Annotated in this window: 17 protein-coding genes; 9 read left to right on the forward strand and 8 right to left on the reverse strand. The window is 40.1% G+C overall.

The window, feature by feature from the left end; genetic code table 11:
• Positions 1-612 precede the first annotated feature (612 nt).
• Positions 613-1491, forward strand: a complete 879-nt coding sequence (locus DBR40_RS01720) for a pirin family protein (RefSeq protein WP_124558079.1) — start codon at positions 613-615, stop codon at positions 1489-1491.
• Positions 1492-1498: 7 nt separating this feature from the next.
• Here the strand turns inward: DBR40_RS01720 and DBR40_RS01725 are convergent, their stop codons facing one another.
• Together DBR40_RS01725 and DBR40_RS01730 are read right to left on the reverse strand one after the other, a co-directional pair.
• On the reverse strand, positions 1499-2674 hold the full coding sequence (locus DBR40_RS01725) for a hypothetical protein (protein WP_124558080.1): 1176 nt from the start codon (positions 2672-2674) through the stop codon (positions 1499-1501).
• Positions 2671-3309, reverse strand: a complete 639-nt coding sequence (locus DBR40_RS01730; RefSeq protein WP_233603758.1) for an RNA polymerase sigma factor — start codon at positions 3307-3309, stop codon at positions 2671-2673. The genes DBR40_RS01725 and DBR40_RS01730 overlap by 4 nt, the downstream gene beginning before the upstream one ends.
• Before the next feature lie 173 nt (positions 3310-3482).
• Between DBR40_RS01730 and DBR40_RS01735 the strand changes: the two genes are divergently transcribed.
• Positions 3483-4352: a hypothetical protein gene (locus tag DBR40_RS01735; RefSeq protein WP_124558081.1), complete on the forward strand. Its 870-nt coding sequence runs from the start codon at positions 3483-3485 to the stop codon at positions 4350-4352.
• Between the two features lie 63 nt (positions 4353-4415).
• On the opposite strand, the gene DBR40_RS01740 is transcribed toward DBR40_RS01735, so the two are convergent.
• Positions 4416-4814: an HIT family protein gene (locus DBR40_RS01740; RefSeq protein ID WP_124558082.1), complete on the reverse strand. Its 399-nt coding sequence runs from the start codon at positions 4812-4814 to the stop codon at positions 4416-4418.
• A gap of 77 nt (positions 4815-4891) precedes the next feature.
• Positions 4892-5365 (reverse strand): transcription elongation factor GreA, encoded by a 474-nt coding sequence (gene greA, locus DBR40_RS01745; RefSeq protein WP_047798983.1) that lies wholly within the window; start codon positions 5363-5365, stop codon positions 4892-4894.
• Between the two features lie 302 nt (positions 5366-5667).
• Between greA and DBR40_RS01750 the strand changes: the two genes are divergently transcribed.
• Entirely contained in the window at positions 5668-7548 is a 1881-nt protein-coding gene (locus tag DBR40_RS01750) for a M1 family metallopeptidase (RefSeq protein ID WP_124558083.1), read from the forward strand.
• 212 nt (positions 7549-7760) lie between these two features.
• On the opposite strand, the gene DBR40_RS01755 is transcribed toward DBR40_RS01750, so the two are convergent.
• Both DBR40_RS01755 and DBR40_RS01760 read right to left on the reverse strand, forming a co-directional pair.
• On the reverse strand, positions 7761-8237 hold the full coding sequence (locus tag DBR40_RS01755; RefSeq protein ID WP_090769184.1) for an OsmC family protein: 477 nt from the start codon (positions 8235-8237) through the stop codon (positions 7761-7763).
• A gap of 131 nt (positions 8238-8368) precedes the next feature.
• Complete coding sequence (locus tag DBR40_RS01760) at positions 8369-9295, reverse strand: NAD(P)-dependent oxidoreductase (RefSeq protein WP_124558084.1); 927 nt, start codon at positions 9293-9295, stop codon at positions 8369-8371.
• 241 nt (positions 9296-9536) lie between these two features.
• Here DBR40_RS01760 and DBR40_RS01765 point away from each other — a divergent pair, with 241 nt between their 5' ends.
• The 4 genes from DBR40_RS01765 to DBR40_RS01780 are packed head-to-tail and all read left to right on the forward strand — an operon-like array spanning position 9537 to position 15915.
• On the forward strand, positions 9537-12023 hold the full coding sequence (locus DBR40_RS01765; RefSeq protein ID WP_124558085.1) for an outer membrane beta-barrel family protein: 2487 nt from the start codon (positions 9537-9539) through the stop codon (positions 12021-12023).
• 54 nt (positions 12024-12077) lie between these two features.
• Positions 12078-14507, forward strand: a complete 2430-nt coding sequence (locus DBR40_RS01770; RefSeq protein WP_124558086.1) for an outer membrane beta-barrel protein — start codon at positions 12078-12080, stop codon at positions 14505-14507.
• A 27-nt stretch (positions 14508-14534) separates the two neighbouring features.
• Positions 14535-15089 (forward strand): NUDIX domain-containing protein, encoded by a 555-nt coding sequence (locus tag DBR40_RS01775; RefSeq protein ID WP_124558087.1) that lies wholly within the window; start codon positions 14535-14537, stop codon positions 15087-15089.
• A 58-nt stretch (positions 15090-15147) separates the two neighbouring features.
• Positions 15148-15915, forward strand: coding sequence for a lysophospholipid acyltransferase family protein (locus DBR40_RS01780; RefSeq protein WP_124558088.1), 768 nt, complete (start codon positions 15148-15150; stop codon positions 15913-15915).
• Positions 15916-16022: 107 nt separating this feature from the next.
• Here the strand turns inward: DBR40_RS01780 and DBR40_RS01785 are convergent, their stop codons facing one another.
• Both DBR40_RS01785 and DBR40_RS01790 read right to left on the reverse strand, forming a co-directional pair.
• A complete protein-coding gene (locus tag DBR40_RS01785; protein ID WP_124558089.1) occupies positions 16023-16772 on the reverse strand; it encodes a LytR/AlgR family response regulator transcription factor in 750 nt (249 codons plus the stop codon).
• Positions 16773-16831: 59 nt separating this feature from the next.
• Positions 16832-17866: a sensor histidine kinase gene (locus tag DBR40_RS01790; RefSeq protein ID WP_233603760.1), complete on the reverse strand. Its 1035-nt coding sequence runs from the start codon at positions 17864-17866 to the stop codon at positions 16832-16834.
• A 260-nt stretch (positions 17867-18126) separates the two neighbouring features.
• On the opposite strand from DBR40_RS01790, the gene DBR40_RS01795 reads away from it, so the two are divergent.
• On the forward strand, positions 18127-18384 hold the full coding sequence (locus DBR40_RS01795) for a hypothetical protein (RefSeq protein WP_124558090.1): 258 nt from the start codon (positions 18127-18129) through the stop codon (positions 18382-18384).
• Between the two features lie 5 nt (positions 18385-18389).
• Positions 18390-19298, forward strand: a complete 909-nt coding sequence (locus DBR40_RS01800; RefSeq protein WP_124558091.1) for an ABC transporter ATP-binding protein — start codon at positions 18390-18392, stop codon at positions 19296-19298.
• Position 19299 lies beyond the last annotated feature (1 nt).

Genomic DNA, 19299 nt, shown 5'->3' on the forward strand with positions numbered 1-19299 from the left:
TTCGCTTACGCCGGTAAAAATTAAGTACTGCTGGCTCTTGCCTATACCACAGGTTTAGCACGCTTTCGGTTGGTGGGTTAAGGTTGGCCGGATAAAAGGTATGGGAATGGTGGAGCAGGTATACGCTTAACCGCTTCACCTTGGCATTGGGTATAAGAGATGATGCGGAAGATCCTTCGACCGGCTTAGGATGACAGCCCCAATAGAAAATCGTCATTGCGAGGAGGAACGACAAAGCCTGCCTTCAGCAGACAGGCTATCTAACAACGATCGCTAGTTGAGATTGAATCGATGCTTTTTCCCACCCATCAGAGTAAGATCGCTTCGTACCTCGCAATGACGACATCGAATGGGCTGTTACTAATCATTGTAGCTTTATCTCTTAATGGCCTTAATCTTAATGATGAACATGTTCACCACCTTAGACGCCTAAGGGCATTTAAGGGGATGGGATTTAATCTTTTAAAGATGTTGCGCTATCAATGACGTTATTTAAGCATCATTCATTAATCAGTGCAATAAAATGAATTCGACTAATACGAGACAGGTCTAATTATCCTCCAACTTTCACTGTTTTTCAGTAAATTCACCTCATCAAAAACCAGCATCATCATGTCGAACATTAAACTTATTATCGAAGAACGCCCGGCCAATATTGGGAATTTTATGGTTGGCAGATTACTGCCTTTCAGAGAGAAGAGAATGGTTGGTCCATTTTCCTTTATCGACCACATGGGCCCTGCGGCAATGAGCGACCATGAAAACCTCGATGTTCCTCCACACCCACACATTGGTCTTTCTACCCTCACATTTTTGTTTGAAGGCGAAATTACCCACAAAGATAGTTTGGGTTCTGACGTGATAATTAAACCTGGTCAGGTAAACTGGATGACTTCAGGAAGTGGTATTGTACACTCGGAACGGACACCAGAATATTTGCGCCATACCGATAAAATGTTGCATGGCTTGCAAATTTGGGTGGCATTACCAAAAGATCTGGAACAGATGGATCCGGAGTTTTTCCACGTGGAAGAAAACGATATCCCGGCATGGGAACAAGATGGTATTGCTGTGAAGTTAATTGCCGGTGAGGCTTTTGGTCGTAAATCGCCGGTTCCGGTTTACAGTCCGCTGTATTTCCTTGAATTAAAAAGCACAAGCCGTAAAAAGGTAAACATTGGCGATTATCTTTTTGGCGAAAGTGCCCTTTACATTTTAGAAGGCGCTATAGAAAGCGATGGCCACATTTTTGAGCCGAGGCAGATTTTAATTGCCAACGATGCCAAACTCTGCGAGTTTACCATGCACGAAAACACAACGGTTTACATTTTTGGTGGCGAGCCTTTCCCCGAAGAACGTTTTATTTACTGGAATTTCGTGGCATCGGATAAAGAACTGATAGAAAAGGCAAAGCAAAAATGGCTGGAGCAAAGTTTTAAACCTGTACCAGGCGAAACTGGCTTTGTGCCCCTACCCGAGCAAAAAAGATAAACCAGGCTTAGTTCCCTTTTCCGAATAAATTCATATTTACCGAAACTGCTACGCCGGTTGATGATAACCTCGAATTGCCATAACCGATATCGGTTAATGGGATTTTCATGAAAGGTTTTGCGCTGATGCTTAAATTGTTGTTGATTTTGTGTTGAAACTCTACACCAATGTTGGCAATACCCAAATAATGCTGATTACGACCTCTTACCTCATATTCTTGAGGTCCCTGGTAAGCACCATCGTAGCTATAGCTGTATTTCTCTTTTAACATGAGGTAACTCGAAAGCCCTGTACTTACCGATATGGCATTGCGGCTGTTGCCAAAAACTTTATAGTTAACATTTAACGGAATATCAATCACATCGCAATTGGCATGGATATTTGATGGTATAATTTTAAAAACGTAATTGGTATTGGGTCTATACAAGCTAAAGTCCGAATCGTAAATTTTCTTGGCATAGGTAGCCCCTGTGGTTACGCTGAGCTTTTTGCTTAAAATATAAGTAGCCTCTACCCCAAAACCGCCACTCAAATTACTCGTACCCGATTTTTGAACGCTGGTTAAATCAGGCGCCGCTAAAATACTCAGCACCAATCGCGGTTTTTTATTCAAAACAGGCTCCTTAAAGGGCTGTGGTTTACCTATTGCTACACTGGCAATCAGATTTTGATCTTTAAAAGTTACCGGATCAATTGCAGTGCTAAGCGCTGGCTGATAAACCTTATTGGCCAACAGGTTGGTATTAGCAGGCTCCACAAAAGCTAATTTTGGTGCATCTGTATCAGTTAATATATTTTTTTCTACTAAATGACTTCTTCCGGCTTCATTCGTGGCTACCACAGCCGAATCTTTATTTACCATCCCATCATTTTGCTTTAAAGGTGTTTCGGTAGCCTTACCCGCATTATTTTCTGGTTTAGGATTATTTTTTTCCCCTTTATCGGTTTTCACCACTTTATTCGCATCAGGCTGATTGTCTAATGGTTTCACTAATAAAAACACAATCAATAACATGGCTGCAATTCCTGCTACAGCAGCAAGCCAAACCACAGGTACCACCCTCCGCTTTGGTTTTGGATGCAATCTTTCCTCCAGATTATCCCAATCTAAATCATTAAAAGGCAGATCGGGGTTTCCCAATCCATCCTTAAATAATTTATCTATATCTTTTCCCTCTTTCATTGCATATTTGTGTTTAACTTCACCTGTAAAAGGTTTCTATCTACTTCCGAATTTCTTACCTGGTAAGTTTTCGCTTCGGTAGCTTTTAACGTTTCCTGTAATTTTTGCCGGGCCTTAAACAGGTTCGACTTCGATGTTCCTACCGATATATTTAACATTTCGGCAATTTCTTCATGGCTATAACCATCTATAGCAAAAAGGTTAAAAACGGTTCGGTAAGCCGGACTTAAATTCTGTACCAAAGCCAGCAAATCGTGATAAGCCAGTTTATCGTACACAGAACTTACCTGCACAATATTTTCGTGCTCCTGAATATCTACATGATCGGCAAATTTTAAATTGGCACGGTAAAAATCTATAGCGGTATTGGTTATAATCCGCCCAAGCCAAGGCATAAACGCTTTCGACGTTTCGTATTTTGAAATATTTTTAAAAGCTTTAAAAAAGCCATCGTTCAGTATTCCGGCAGCATCCAGGCGATCGTTGGTGTAACGCAAACAAATCCCCATAGCAAAGCTATAGAAATGTTTATATAGTGCTTTCTGACTATCTCTATCATTTCTAACACAGCCCTGAATATGCTTTTGTATCGTATGTTCGGTATCGCTACTAGCGGTCACATGTTCTCCTTTCAAAACACATTACGGTATAAGTTTACAAAAGGTTGCCCGAAAAATTTTTTTTTTGAAATTATTCTTATTTCTTCTGTTTTAGCAAAAAATCTTGTTGGTAGAAGCAACTATTTACAAAGGCACGGCGTAATAGCAGCATATTATTTTATTAAAGTTAAAACTAAAAACGAAATCTTATGCTAATCTACTTAAAAAGAAACCTGCTGGCCTTAACATGTATGGCCCTGGTAATTACGGCCTGTAAAAAGAACAGCGCCGAAGAACCAACTCCCGAACCTGTTCCACAGAAAAAAGGCATACAGCTGGCAACCAGTACCACATTCGGAACGGTACTAACAGATAAAGACGGGAAAACACTTTACTTTTTTGCTTCTGATGTTGCGGGCACGCCAACCTGCAGTGGTGGTTGCGAAACAACCTGGCCCTTGTACTACTCGGCAGATGCAAGCACCGACCTTAATTTAAACAAGGCCGACGTTGGCGAAGTTACCCGTGCTGATGGCCGCAAGCAAAGCACTTATCGCGGATATCCCTTGTATTACTACGCCAGCGATGCAGCTGCAGGAGAAATAAAAGGTGATGGTGTTGGCGGAATCTGGTTTGTGGCCAAACCCGATTATTCGTTAATGATAGCCAATGCACAACTGATTGGCGCTAACGGCAAAAGCTACACCAATGCCTATGTAGAAGGAACCGGTAACACTAAATATTTTACTGATGTATTTGGCAGAACACTTTATGCCTTTGCCCCGGATAAAAATGGCGTTAACAATTATACGAAAGGCACTACTCAGGAAGGAATATGGCCGGTTTACCAATCTGAAGTACTTATTGCACCCTCAGTTATTGCAAAAACCGATCTGGGTGTAATTACTGTAGCTGCAATCGGCAAAAAACAACTTACTTATAAAGGCTGGCCATTGTATTATTTTGCATCTGATGCAAAAAGAGGGGATAATAAAGGGATTACAGTACCTGGAACGGCTGCCCCGGGTTCTGTTTGGCCATATGTGTTTACCACAACCACAGTTGCTCCGGCACCTTAAAATATTTGGGGTTAGGCAGGTAGAATGGTCGGCTGGCGTTGTCGCAGCCGACCTTTTTTATTTTTATGCCTGTAATAAAGCTTGTTTAATTTTTTCAGCAGCCTCAGCCAGTTCTTCTGTTGTTGGGCTCAGTTTTTCTTTGCTGAAGTTCATATCGCTAACATTGTTCATGGGTATTAAATGAATATGTGCGTGAGGAACTTCGAGTCCAATTACCGAAACGCCAACCTTTTTACAAGGGAAGGCAATCTTTACGCCCTTAGCAACAATTTTGGCAAACATCCACAGCCCTACATACAGGTCTTCATCCATATCGAAAATATAATCGACCTCAATTTTAGGGATGACCAATACATGGCCTGCAGTTAATGGCGAAACATCTAAAAAAGCTAAATATTCTACAGTTTCGGCCACAACATGTGCGCTGATTTCGCCTGCAACGATTTTTGAAAAGATGGTCATAAGGTGTAGGGGTTAAAGGTTAGCGTTAAGCGTATGGCGCGAAGCGGTTTGCCCACCTATCGCCATACGCCATATACTTATCTCGAGATTTCAAGCACTTCGAACTGCATTTTACCTGCAGGCACTTCAATTTCGGCAAATTCGCCAACCGATTTACCTAGTAAACCCTGCGCAATAGGCGATTTAACAGAAATTTTTCCTGTTTTTAAATCTGCCTCGCTCTCGGCCACTAACTGATAAGTCATGGTAGCGCCGTTTTTAACATTTTTTATTTTAACGATCGACAAGGCAAGTACTTTTGACAAATCTAATTTCGACTCATCAATTAAACGTGCATTTGCCAGCGTATTCTTTAATTTCGATATTTTTGCTTCATGCAATCCCTGCGCCTCTTTGGCAGCATCGTACTCTGCATTCTCCGATAAATCACCTTTATCCCTTGCTTCTGCAATTGCTTTAGATATAAGCTGACGACCGGTTGTAGTTAGATAATGTACTTCTTCTTTCAATTTATCCAACCCCTCTTGGGTATAATATGTTACCTCTGTCATTGCTCTATTAATTTTTATTCAAACGCTATAAAAAACAAACAAGACTACATAGTTGGTTTGCTACATAGTCTTGCTTCAATTATAACGAAGATAAAATGTGGAAATTACAAAAGCAAATAAAAGATTAAGATTTAACTGATTTTTAGATTTCAAGGGATCTTTTTTGCATAAACCAATTTATATGATGTGTAATTCCCAACAGAAAAGTAACATCCAATCATACATTCATTCGAAATTCAATCATACACTCCTTCAAAATTCAATCATTAGTCTTATTTTTAGCTTAAAATTATTCGTAAAAAATGAAAAAGTTATTTTCTATAGCCCTGCTTATCGGCTTGGGCGGCTATGCAGCTTCTTCGCAAGAGCTTTATATGCCACGGAATATTAAAGAAGCCTATGCAAAAGGTACACGTGCTGCCAGCGGAAAACCAGGGCCCAATTACTGGCAAAACCATGGCAAATACAACATGGATATTAAGGTAGATGCAGAAACGAAGGTAGTTAGTGGCCAGGAAGAAATTTTGTACAGCAACAACAGTACCGATACGTTAAGAAACCTGGCCATCCGCTTTGTAAATAACCTGCACAAACCCACTTCGCCAAGAGGCGGTGCCGTGAGCGAAGATTTTTTAAGCTCGGGGTTAAACATTTCCACTTTTTCGGTTGATGGCGAAACCTATGCCGTTAATAGCAAAGACTGGGGAACTGTTGGCAATGTAAAATTGAAAAAGCCTTTACTACCCAAATCAAAAATTACTGTTAAAATAACATGGGATTACCCCCTCTCGAAAGAAAGTGGCAGAGAAGGTCAGATCGATCCCAATTCTTTTTTTGTAGCCTATAGTTATCCCCGCATTTCGGTTTTTGACGATTATAACGGTTGGGACCGCATTCCGCATACCGACAGGGCCGAGTTTTACAACGATTTTAACGATTACGAATTCTCGATCAAAGCCCCTAAAAACTATGTGGTTTATGCTACCGGCGATTTCTTAAACCCTGATGAGGTACTACAACCCGAAATTTCGGCACGTTTAAAAAAATCGTACAATGGCGACGATGTAATCCACATTGCAACCGAACAGGAAATGAAAGACAGGAAGGTTACCGCGCAAAAGGATTGGAATACCTGGAAATTTGCAGTAAAACACATTACCGATGTTACTTTTGCCCTGAGCAACCATTACGTATGGGATGGTGCCAGCATAATTGTAGATAAAAAGACCAACCGTAGAGCTAGTGCACAAGCTGCTTATAACCCAACCACCGGTACCGATTTTGTAAACTCGGTTAAATACAATTTGAACGCTTTAGATTGGTTTTCGAACAACTGGCCGGGTATTCCTTATCCTTATGTAAAAACCATTGCTTTTCAAGGTTTTGCCGACATGGAATACCCGATGATGGTAAACGATTCTCAATTTGGCGATCCTGTTTTTGCGCAACTGGTGCAAGACCATGAGGTGGCACACACTTACTTCCCCTTTTACATGGGTATTAATGAAACCCGTTACGCTTACATGGACGAAGGCTGGGCTACCACTTTCGAATACCTGATTGGCATTGCCGAACATGGCAAAGAAGCTGCCGATAAGTTTTACAAAAATTTCAGGGTTGATAAATACATTAACGATAAATCTACCGAAGAAGATCAACCGGTAATTTCGATGTCTGACCAGGTTTCGGGTGCAGGCTACGGCAATAACTCTTACGGTAAAGCATCTTTATCTTATCTGGCGCTGAAAGATATGCTGGGCGATGAACTGTTTAAAAAAGCGTTACATACTTATATGAGCAACTGGAATGGTAAACATCCTATTCCGTGGGATTATTTCAACTCGATGAATGCAGGCTCGGGGCAAAACCTGAACTGGTTTTTCCAAAACTGGTTCTTCACCAATAACTACCTCGATTTAGCGATTACCAAAGTTAGTCCGGCTGCAGGCAAAGCAACAATAACAGTGAAAAATGTTGGTGGTTTTGCCATTCCATTTGATGTTGTGGTTACTTATACGGATGGCAAAACAGATACCATCCATAAAACGCCTGCCGTTTGGAAAGCAAACCAGAAAGAAGTTAGTGTAACGGTTAATGCAGCTAAAAAGATAAAATCGGTTAAATTGGATAATGGCATTTACGTAGATGCAACTCCAGCTGATAATACCTGGCCAACTAAATAGTTAACAGTTTTCAGTTGGCGATTATGGATAACTGCCAACTGAAAACTTATCTAACAATAATCCCCGTTTGTAACGGGGATTATCGAGATCCGCATTTTTAATGCGTGTATATCTGATTAGAGCGATAAAATCGCCATCCTCATCCCATCCTCCTTACAAACGAGGACGATTATTCATCATAAAGCGAACTGTAAACTGCCAACTGAAAACTTCTAAGCGTTTTCTGCCTTGCAGCTAGCCTCGTGTTTCACCGGAAAATTAAGTGAATTGGCTATAAAACACATTTTATTGGCTTCTTTATGCAGTGCTTCTGCCAGTTCGTAATGTGCCTTATCGGCAATTAGAACCTGCGGGTGCAAGGTAACTTCCCTAAACCTGCCACTTCCATCTGCTGATTCTTCCATTGTACCTACCGCTTCATCTTTATAATCGATTACCACAATTTCGTTCTTTGAGCAAAGGTGCAAATACCACAGCATGTGGCAGCTCGATATTGAAGCCAGTAATAAGTCTTCGGGATTGTACTTAGATTTATCGCCCAAAAAGGCCGAATCTGAAGAACCTGAAATATCAGCTTTACCTTTTATTGAAATAACATAATCGCGATCGTAAGAGCGATAATCCATTGTACCGGAGCCTTTATTGCCCGTCCAGGTTACTGTAGTTGAATATAAGTGATCTTTCGGCATGATAAATTTAGTTAGATTTTGTAACTCAATTTAAACATTATGATTGAATTGAGGCAAAAAATATAAACTGTTTTTTGCTACGAGGTTAATTTATAATGCTTCCAGTTATTGGATTACAGACTTTACAGGTTTTAAAAAGTAAGTCCGCTTAATTTCTCAGCCAGCACTTCAGATATTTTACGGTAAGAATCGAATGTCCAGCCGCCTACGTGTGGTGTTAAAATTACCTGATCGTTCTGCTTTAACTCATTATACCAGGGCTGTTCGCCCAGGGCCGGAAATTTCTCTGTTTGCAATACATCCAAGCCAGCGCCTAATATTTTACCGGCTTTAATGGCATTTAAAACAGCATCGATTTTTACAATTTCGCCACGGGCAGTATTGATAAAGAAGATCGGCTTTTTAAAGTGGAAGAAATATTCATCATCTACCATTAGTTTAGTTTCGGCAGTTAACGGAATATGCAGGCTCAATACATCACTGTGTTTCACAATTTCTTCCATGCTTACCTCGCGGGCAAAGGCATCGCTAAAGCCTGTTTTATATTTATCGTAAGCCATTACATCGACCTCAAAACCGGCAAGTTTTTTAGCAAAGCTCTGCCCCATAAAACCATAACCAATAATGCCAACCTTCTTGCCTTTCAGTTCATAACCCCGGTTTCCTTCGCGGTCCCACTGGCCATTTCTAATTTCTATATCAGCCCTGCGGAAATTATTCATCAGTGAGAGCAGCAAACCTGTAGCATGTTCACCTACTGCATCGCAATTCCCTTCGGGCGCATTAATCAGTTCGATATTTCTTTCGAAAGCGATTTTATCATCAATATTATCCAAACCGGCTCCTGCCCTGGCTACAAATTTTAAATTGGGTGCAGCAGCAAAAATTTCGGCATCTATCCTAAATTTCGTCCTAACTGCAATACCAGTATAATCTTTTATTTTATCTAGTGTCTGTTGACGCGTAATCTGTGGTTCATCATCAACCTCATACCCCATAGCAATAGCCTGCTCTTTAAATGCAGGGTGCAGGTCATCAACAATTAGTATCTTTTTCATCTGTTTTTTATGCTCAATGTGATGAACAAAAGTAACATTTTGAAGATCGTTCAATTGTATTATTCCATCATTGTTTTCCACGAAACTGAAAACTGCCAATTGCTAACTGTAAACCGAATAATAACCAACAAAAATATTACTGTAAAATGCCTGTAATAAAATGGTTACGGCTCCATAATTAAACTTCCTTGCCGTTACTTTGTCTCCCTTTATAAAAATACACGACAAACACTAACTTTTAATGAGACTCTTACATTCGAGAACAATACAAATTACCCTATTACTTTTAACCCTAACATTTAATCTTTTTGCCCAAACCGGCGGAAAACCAAAAATTACAGGGTTACTTAAAGATGCCAAAACACAAGAAACCATTCCATTTGCAACAGCAGTTCTAATTGATAAATCGACAGGTAAAAATGCCAAAATAGCCCAAACAGATGTAAATGGTGCATTTGTAATGGCCGATATTCCTAAAGGAAACTTCACCTTTAAAATAAGCTTTGTGGGCTACCAAACCATGGTTCGCGATAACGTAGCCATTACAGCCACCACAGGTACATTAAATTTCGGCGAAATTAAAATGAATGCTGCCAAAGGCAATGTACTGAGCGAGGTTACAGTAACCGGTCAAAAAGCGGCCATGCAAATGGGAATTGACAAGAAAATATTTTCAGTAGACCAGAGTTTGGTAAGTGAAGGTGGTTCGGCCGGCGATTTATTGCAAAACGTACCTTCAGTTTCAACCGATATGGATGGTAACGTGAGCTTACGCGGATCGACCGGGGTTAAAGTTTTAATTGATGGTAAACCTTCTTTAATTGCCGGTGGTAATGTGGCGCAGATTTTAGCTTCTATTCCCGCAAGTTCAATTGAAAGTGTTGAAGTAATTACCAATCCATCGGCCAAATACGATGCCGAGGGCCAATCAGGTATCATTAACATTGTACTAAAGAAAAATACCAGACTGGGCTTTAACGGCTCGGTTGCAGCAACTGCCGGCAACCGCGATAACTACAATGCCAATACCAATTTAAGTTTCCAAAACAGTAAAGTAAACATTTATGGTAACTACAGCTACCGCTATGGCAACCGTGTTGGTGGTGGTTTTCAAGATATTACCTACAAATCAGAAGCAGCTACAACGCGTTTTGCAAGTCAAAATACCGTTTCAAAATCGTTAGATAAAGGCCACAATGCAAAAGCGGGTATTGATTACTACGTGGCACCAAAAAGTGTAATCAGTTTATCAGGAGGTTTTAACTCCAGGGCAAACGACCGGAACGAGGTGCTCGATATCAGGCAATTAAACATTTCGCAAGCTCCGGTTTTATTGAGTAACAGAACCAACACTACTGATGGTTATGGCAACAGCTACGATGCCAACCTGGATTTTGTGCAGAAGTTTAAAAAACCGAAAGAAGAGCTGAGCTTTAATTTTGGCTATTCGTACGGTACCAATAACAACGACCAGAACTACAGTACTACCACTACAAACCGCAACGGCACGCCTATTAACGAAACGTTAAGCTTGCAACGTGTATTCAATACCGGTAATAACACCAATTACAATATCCAAACCGATTATGCTTTGCCAGTTGGTAAGGCAGGCAAAATTGAGGTAGGTTACCGCAGCCAGATCCGTTTAGGCAACAACGATCAATACGCCGATTCGATCCCAACCAGCACCAATGTTTTTATACGCAACAATAAATTGATTAATGGTTTCGACAGCAAAGACCAGGTACATGCGCTTTATTTTAACTACCAGAACCAGATTAAGGATTTTGGTTACCAGATAGGTTTAAGGGGCGAAGATGCACGCTTAGACACACACCTGGAAGGTTATACCAACGATGTATTAACCACCAGCGAAGGTAACATCCATTACAAAAGAATATACCCAAGTGTTTTCTTAACACAAAAGCTAAAAGGCGAAAACCAGCTTCAGTTAAGCTATACGCGCCGTGTAAACCGCCCGCGCCCATGGGATACCAACCCGTTTTTAGATGTTTCTGATCCATTAAATTACAGAGGTGGTAACCCTAATTTAATACCTGAAGATGTACATTCATTTGAGCTGGGCTATAGCAAATACTGGAAAAAAGTAACTTTAACTTCAAGCCTGTATTTCCGTCAAACCAATGATGTGATCCAAAGGGTGAGAAGTACACCGGTTAACGGCATTATTACTTCAACGCCACAAAACTTATCGCACCAGATTAACAGCGGGGTGGAGTTAATCGGTCGCTTCGACTTAATTAAAGCCTTAAATTTTACTACTAACGTTAACCTTTACCAGGCTAAGTTTGCTGGCGATGCCAGATTTGATATCCCTTCGAGCAGTGGCTTTAGCTGGAACGCGAACCTTACCGCGAACTTAACCGTAGTTAAAAACCTTTCGTTACAGCTCCGTGGCGATTACCGCGCCGCTGAAGTAATGGCACAAGGTAAGCGTAATGCGATGTATGGAGTAGATGGTGGCGCCAAATACGATTTTCCGAACAAAAAGGCTTCGTTAAGCTTCAATGTAAGGGATGTGTTTAATACCAGAAGGTGGAGCATGACTACCGAAGATAAAGCAACCATTGTTGATTTTGAGCGTCAGTTTCAGGGAACAATGGGTAACTTAACCTTCTCTTACCGTTTTGGAAAAACAACATTTACGGGTGCAAAAAAACAAAAGAGAGAGGATCAGGACAACCGCCCTGATGAAGGATCGTTTTAATTTTACCAAAGGTGCTTAGTAAATTTACTAAGCACCTTTTTAATTTATCAGCTATTGGGAAAACTTTTACTTAGGCTTTGCTTTGTATCTCTCGCCCTGTTATTTGGCACCTCTACGGCCTTTGCGGCCGAAAAAGGTATAATTAGCGGGAAAGTGGTTGAAGAAGTTGGTGGATTACCCATTCCCTCAGCAGTAATTTCCGTTTACATAGATGGCTCCGAGCAACCGGTTATTACTTCTGCCACCGACGAAGATGGCCGGTTCAGCATTAAAAACCTAAAACCGGGCAATTATAACATTCGCGTAAGTTTTATAGGTTATGCTCCGCTAAAAGTAAATGGCATTGCCTTAACCGAGAAAGATTACGATAAAAACCTGGGGGCGCTAAAACTTAGCTCTGAGCAAAATTCGCTGCAGGAAGTTACCATTACTGTACAAAAACCACCAATAGAATTTGGCGCTGATGGCGTTACCTATAACGTGGGTTCTACCCTGCTTGCCGAAGGCAGTACCGCAACCGATGTGCTTAAAAACGTACCAATGGTACAGGTTGATATTGATGGCAACGCCACCATAGCCGGCAAAAGAAATACCAGGGTGTTTATAGATGGCAAACCATCAGACTATATGACCTCTAACATTGCCGACCTGCTCAATGTACTCCCCTCAGATGCGATTGATAAGATAGAGGTGTTAACCAACCCACCATCTAAATACAGCGGCGATGGCGAAGGCATCATCAATATTGTGATGAAAAAAGGGTTTAAAGTTGGCTTTAACGGAAATGCTGGCATTGCAGGTGGCTTGCAGGGAAATGGCAATACCAATGCAAATGCCTCTTATCGGGGTAAATCTTACGCCCTTAATGGTAGCGCGGCTTACCGTTATAACGTAAGCAAGGGCGATAGCCATAATTTCCGCGAGAATTTCTTTCCGGATACAACCTTTTACTACGACCAATACGGTGCTTACAAAAACCACAACAATGGCGGTAATTTCAGGTTGGGCTTAGACTGGACCATTAGCCCTAAACAGAGTTTGCGCCTGTCAACCAATTACAACCTCAACAATACCAATTCCAATTCTTCAACAGATCTTCATTATTTAGATGAAACCCGAATAGAAAGCCGCCTGCGTAATCAGCTCAACACCGGCAACGGCAACAGCAACAATTTTATTTTTAATACCGATTACGACTTGCAAACCGATACCAGCGGAGGAAAAATATCATTAGGTTTAAATTTCAACACCAATAAGAATATCGATTTCCGCAGCTACAACACTACCTATGCCCAAACAAGCACGCTAAAGCCCAGCTTACAGCAGAACAATAACAACACCGGTAACCATGGCCTAAACGTAACTTTAGATTACGAAAAACCAATATTTAAAAAGCGCGACCGTATTGAAGCCGGCCTGGCTTTTAGCTATAGAAAAAATGATAACGACCTGCTGATCGAGAATTTTAATTTTGCCACGCAACAATTTATACACAACAACAAATTATCGAACCAGTTTTTATACAACGAAAACATCGGTGCCGCTTATGCTTCGTATAATTACCGTAATGTAGGCTGGGGCATAAAAACAGGTGTAAGGGCCGAGCTTACTGATGTGGCCTTCGATTTATCTACAGGCGATAACTATAATGTAAAACCTTATTTAAGTGTTTTCCCTAACCTCTCTTTAAACCGTTTTTACCGCAAACGCTACAACATCGGGGCTACCTATAGCATCCGCATTAACCGGCCGAGGGAAAACACATTAAACCCTCAGGTAAACAATGTAGATACGTTAAACATTTCATACGGAAATCCGAATTTATCGCCCGCTTATACGCATCAGTTCGATATCAATTTTGGAGCATTTGGCCAGAAATGGTCTTTTAACCCCAGGTTATCGTATTCTACCAGCCAGGGTGTTATAGAACGTTACCGTACCGTTACTTTAATTCCAGGATCAAACACGGCACGATCTGAAAACACTTTCGATAATGTAGGTACCAACAATTCGCTATCGCTTATTTTAATTGGCAATTACCGGCCAACAAACAAAATATCAGCCAACGGAAATTTCAGTGTAATACAAAGCAATTATAAATCGCAGCTAAACAGCTCTTTAAACCGTGATGGAATTAGCTTTAGGGCTGCAATTGGCCTTTCAATGCAATTGCCCTTTAAAACGGCTTTCGAATCGAATTTAAATTACGCAAACAATGCCAATGCGCAGGGCCGCAACAAGGGCTCTATGACTTCCAATTTCTCGGCCCGTAAAGCCTTTTTAGGCAATAGGTTAAACCTGCGCGTAACCATTAACGATATTTTAGGCAACCGCACCAATACATTTTTTAACGAAGGTCAGAATTTCAGGGTAGAGAATTATTCGACCAACAATACCCAGAATTTCACCTTTAGTCTCAATTACCGTTTTACTAAAATTAAGGTAAATAAAATTCCGCCGCCACCGCTGGCAAAACCGCACTAAGCTAATAGGATATGCTTATATTGCGGTATGGAAGAGATTAATCCCTGGAAAACGCTGCAAAGCGATGTAAAATACGATAACAACTGGATTCGCATAACCGAGCATCAGGTAATCAATCCATCGGGCGGAAAAGGTATTTATGGTGAAGTGCATTTTAAAAACCTCGCCATTGGGATTTTACCGCTTGATGAGGATTACAACACCTGGCTGGTTGGTCAATATCGTTACCCCATAAAAGCCTATAGCTGGGAAATTCCGGAAGGTGGTGACCCTTTTCATGAGGCACCTTTAGATAGCGCCAGAAGAGAATTGCTTGAAGAAACGGGCATGAGCGCCCAAAACTGGAAAGAAATTCAAAGATTATACCTTTCCAACTCGGTTAGCGATGAACTAAGCATTATTTATGTGGCTACCGGTCTTATACAAGGTATTGCCATGCCTGAAGAAACCGAACAACTGATGCTTAAAAAATTGCCGTTTGAAGAAGCTTACCAAATGGTGCTCAATGCCGAAATAACCGATTCGATAAGCGTAGCCGCAATTTTAAAAGCCAAAATAATGATGCAAAACGGTGAATTGTAATGGAATAATCAAAGCAGAATAATTTATTATTATCTTTGCCATCCATTAAATCAACCAGATGAGCAAGCTTTTTGGCTATATTTTAAGCCCGATTTTCTATATCCTCTTCGGATTATTCCTTTGTATCTTCCACCCTATTCAATGGTTATCCTTTAAGCTTCTTGGCTATAAGGCGCATAAAATTTCGGTTGACGTGCTCAATTTCTTTTTAACATACAGCCAGCTATCGCTATTCAACTCCATCAGCTTTAAAAACGATTACAATTTGCCTACTGATAGGCCTATTATTTTTGCTGCAAACCACCAGAGCATGTACGATATTCCGTCGTTAATCTGGTTTTTAAGAAAATACAGTGCCAAATTCATTTCCAAAATAGAGCTTACCAAAGGCATTCCCTCTATTTCCATTAACCTGCGTTTAGGCGGAGGGGCCAATATTAACCGTAAAGACAATAAACAAGCCATTTCTGAAATCATAAAGCTTGGTCGCCGCATGAAAGAAAACAACTGGAGCACGGTTATCTTTCCGGAAGGAACCAGAGCTAAAGATGGCAAGGTAAAGACCTTTCAGTTTGGCGGTATCGCTACCATTTTAAAGGTTGTACCAAATGCGCTTGTAGTTCCGGTTGCGATAGAAAACTCATGGAAGATTGTGCGCTTTGGCATGTACCCCCTAACTACAGGCAATGCCTTGAAATGGACGGTATTAAAACCAATAGAACCTGAAGGAAAAACAGCCAACGAGATTACTTTGGAAGCCGAAAATGAGATCAGGAAAGTTTTGGGGCAGGAGCTTGAGCAGAATATCGTATCAGGTGCAGAGTAGAGCGTATTAAAAAAAAGTATCAGGTAGAGGGTATCAAGGTTTAAGAGCCAAAAGCTTATTTGTCCCCCCCGATTCTGGACTTCAGACTAAAGACTCAGGACTGACACCTAGATGTTCTTATTACCAATTACCCTAAAAAATTCGTCGCGGTATGTATCTCCAACAGGAATAATTTTCTGGTTGATGGTAATACGGCTACGTTCAATGCTCTCAATTTTATCAACGGCAACAATATACGATTTGTGTACACGGATAAACTGACTCTGTGGCAAAGCTTCCTCCATTTTTTTCATGCTCTGCAAAGTAATTACACGCTCATCTTTGGTAAAAATAGAGATATAATCTTTTAACCCTTCGATATAAAGGATATCGTGCAGGTAAATCTTCTGGATTTTATGCTCTGTTTTAACAAAAATATAATCCTGTACCGGATTAGGTGTACCCGAAAATGGTGCTGGCGTAACTAAAGGCTGAGCCACACTTGCAGGGGCCTCTACCGGTTTAACCTGGTTGTGTACTTTTTCTACGGCTTTATAAAAACGATCAAAAGCAATTGGCTTTAGCAGATAATCAGAAACGTTCAAATCGTAACTCTCTAAAGCATATTGCGGATAGGCGGTAGTTAGAATATAATGGCATTTGTTGCCTGCAATCTTCAAAAACTGTATACCCGTTAATTCAGGCATTTGAATATCCAAAAATACGAGGTCAATCCCACCACCCTGCACAATCTGCAAGGCCTCAATTGGGTTTTCGCATCTTTTAACCATTGTTAAAAAGGGTACTTTCGAGATATAATCCTGTAAAATATCAAGCGCTAAAGGCTCATCATCTACAACAATACAGTTTAGGTTCATTTTAGATTTTTATTTTAATTCACGATTTAACGTATATCCGGTTTATAAATGGTTTCCGGTTATATATCAATCATCAGTTCGCAGGTGTAATGCGTAGCCGAATTTACAACATTTAATTTATATCTGTCGGGATAAACCAATTGTAAACGTCTTTCTACGTTGGTTAAACCTACCCCACCCTGCGCATCTTTATTTAAATTGCTTTTTTTGTTAATTACACTAAAATGCAAAATCTTCTGGTTGGCAATAATATTTATTTTAACCGGCTCTGATGGGTCGTTTACCACACCATGTTTAAAAGCGTTCTCTACAAACGAAATCAACATCAAGGGTACAATCTTCTGGTCGTCTATCTCTCCGTTCAGCGTAAGCTCAATGAAAGCGCCATCTTTAAACCTGATTTTTTGTAGTTCGATATAGTTGGTTAAATAATCTACCTCTTTGCTTAAAGCTACTGTTGGCGTATTGCTTTCATAAATCATGTAGCGCATAATTTCCGAGAGCTTCATAATGGCATCAGCAGTTTTATCCGATTTCTGGTAAGCCAGCGAGTAAATATTATTTAAAGAGTTGAATAGAAAATGTGGGTTTAACTGCGATTTTAGAAACTGAAGTTCCATTTCGCGACGCTCGCTTTCCAGGTTGCGCTGAATCCGCTCACTAGAGAACCAATCGATAATAAATTTAATAATACAACTACTGATCAGGAAAAACCCTGATAAGAAGGTTACAATAATTACAAAACTATGTACCGAAGTTTCTATTTTCTTACCTTTTGCGGTAATCATTGTTAACACATCTTCCGGATACAAAACAGCTATTGTTGTTTTACATATAACAGCTACAGCAATCAATAACATGAATGCCAGAACATAAAGAAAATATTTCTTCCTTTTTTTTATTAACTCCGGAATTAAAAAGATGTAATTAATATAAAAAGTAGAAACATTTATTATCCCATATACAATATAGCTTATGAAATAATCATTATTGGTGTGTTTAGTGGTGTCAAAAAAGTTACCAGCAATAATAAACATCAAAATAACGATCCAGAATATGGAGTGTAAAATTAAAGGCCCTTTGCTTTGTTTCATTAAAATCTGTTTTATCAGTATAAACTAAATTGATTAGATAATGCTCATGTTTAGTTTATGCATCCAAAGTAAATAAACTTTCAATTTAAACCGAACACAATCTACCAACGGGCATTTTTTTTCTACCAACGGCCCAATGGTCAAATTTTATCGACAAACGCCAAAATTGACTGTTGATCTAGAATCTTGAACACTTGGTATAATACATTTTAGCAGCTTGTTTTTCTTGAGTTTCTTTGAATCATCAAAACGAAAACAAAATGAAAACTACATCAGCAATCAACTTAAACAACCAAGCAGTAACTGCTGATGCCAGCTTCACTGCCTCTCAAATAAAACAATCGATCATGAAAAAGTTAGCAAACACATCACCATTTTTATTTTTATTATTTCCAGTATTTATGTTGATGATTTTAACGCTTACGTTTAACACCAACAGAAACGATGCTGACATTGTTGTAAAACCTGCTAAAGCTTCTACAACAATTGTAAAACAAGTATCAGCTATTTTTAAATAAGCATAATGAGTAATTACGCTATCGAAACTGTTGGCTTAAATTTTAACTTCGGCAATCAGGCCATTGTAAAAGATCTTTCGCTACAAGTACCAAAAGGCAGTATTTACGGTTTTTTAGGCCCCAACGGTGCCGGTAAAACCACTACCATTAAAATATTGCTAAACCTCTTACAATCGCCATCCGACCAGGTATTTATTTTCGGCAAGGAGATTAACCACAACCGCATAGCCATATTAAAACGTGTAGGTGCTCTGGTAGAGCAACCTGCCATTTATGGCCACTTAAGCGGTAAAGAAAATTTAATAAACCGCTGTATTTTACTCGGTATAAGAAAAAGCAAGGCCAGTGAAATGCTAGCCCTTGTTGGTTTAACCGATGCTGCCGATAAAAAGTCAAGCAAATATTCGCTAGGCATGAAACAGCGTCTGGGCATTGCTCTTGCGCTGGTTTCAGATCCCGAACTGCTTTTGCTCGATGAGCCTACCAATGGTCTCGATCCGAACGGCATTATCGAAGTGCGTAACCTCATGATAGAGCTTGCGGCAAAACACCATAAAACAATTCTGGTTTCGAGCCATTTGCTGGCCGAAATAGAAAGAACAGCCACCCATGTTGGCATTATAAACAAAGGGCAATTGTTATTTCAAGGCACTATCGATGAACTTCATTTACTAAGCAAGCCCGTGCTCGAAATCGATGTAAACGATATCGAAAGAGCAAGCGCTCTGCTATTAAAGTCGGGCTACGAAATTGTAAACCAAACCGATAAAAAGATCACAATTCCTTTTACTTCGGCTCAGCATAGTGCAGCATTAAATACCTTGCTGGTGCAAAATGGCTTTATGGTTAGCAGCTTATATCAACAGCGAAAAGACCTCGAAAATTTATTCCTCGATATTACCAACAACAACTAAT

Origin of the sequence: Pedobacter sp. KBW01, assembly GCF_003852395.1 — a bacterium.
Taxonomy (GTDB): Bacteria; Bacteroidota; Bacteroidia; order Sphingobacteriales; family Sphingobacteriaceae; genus Pedobacter.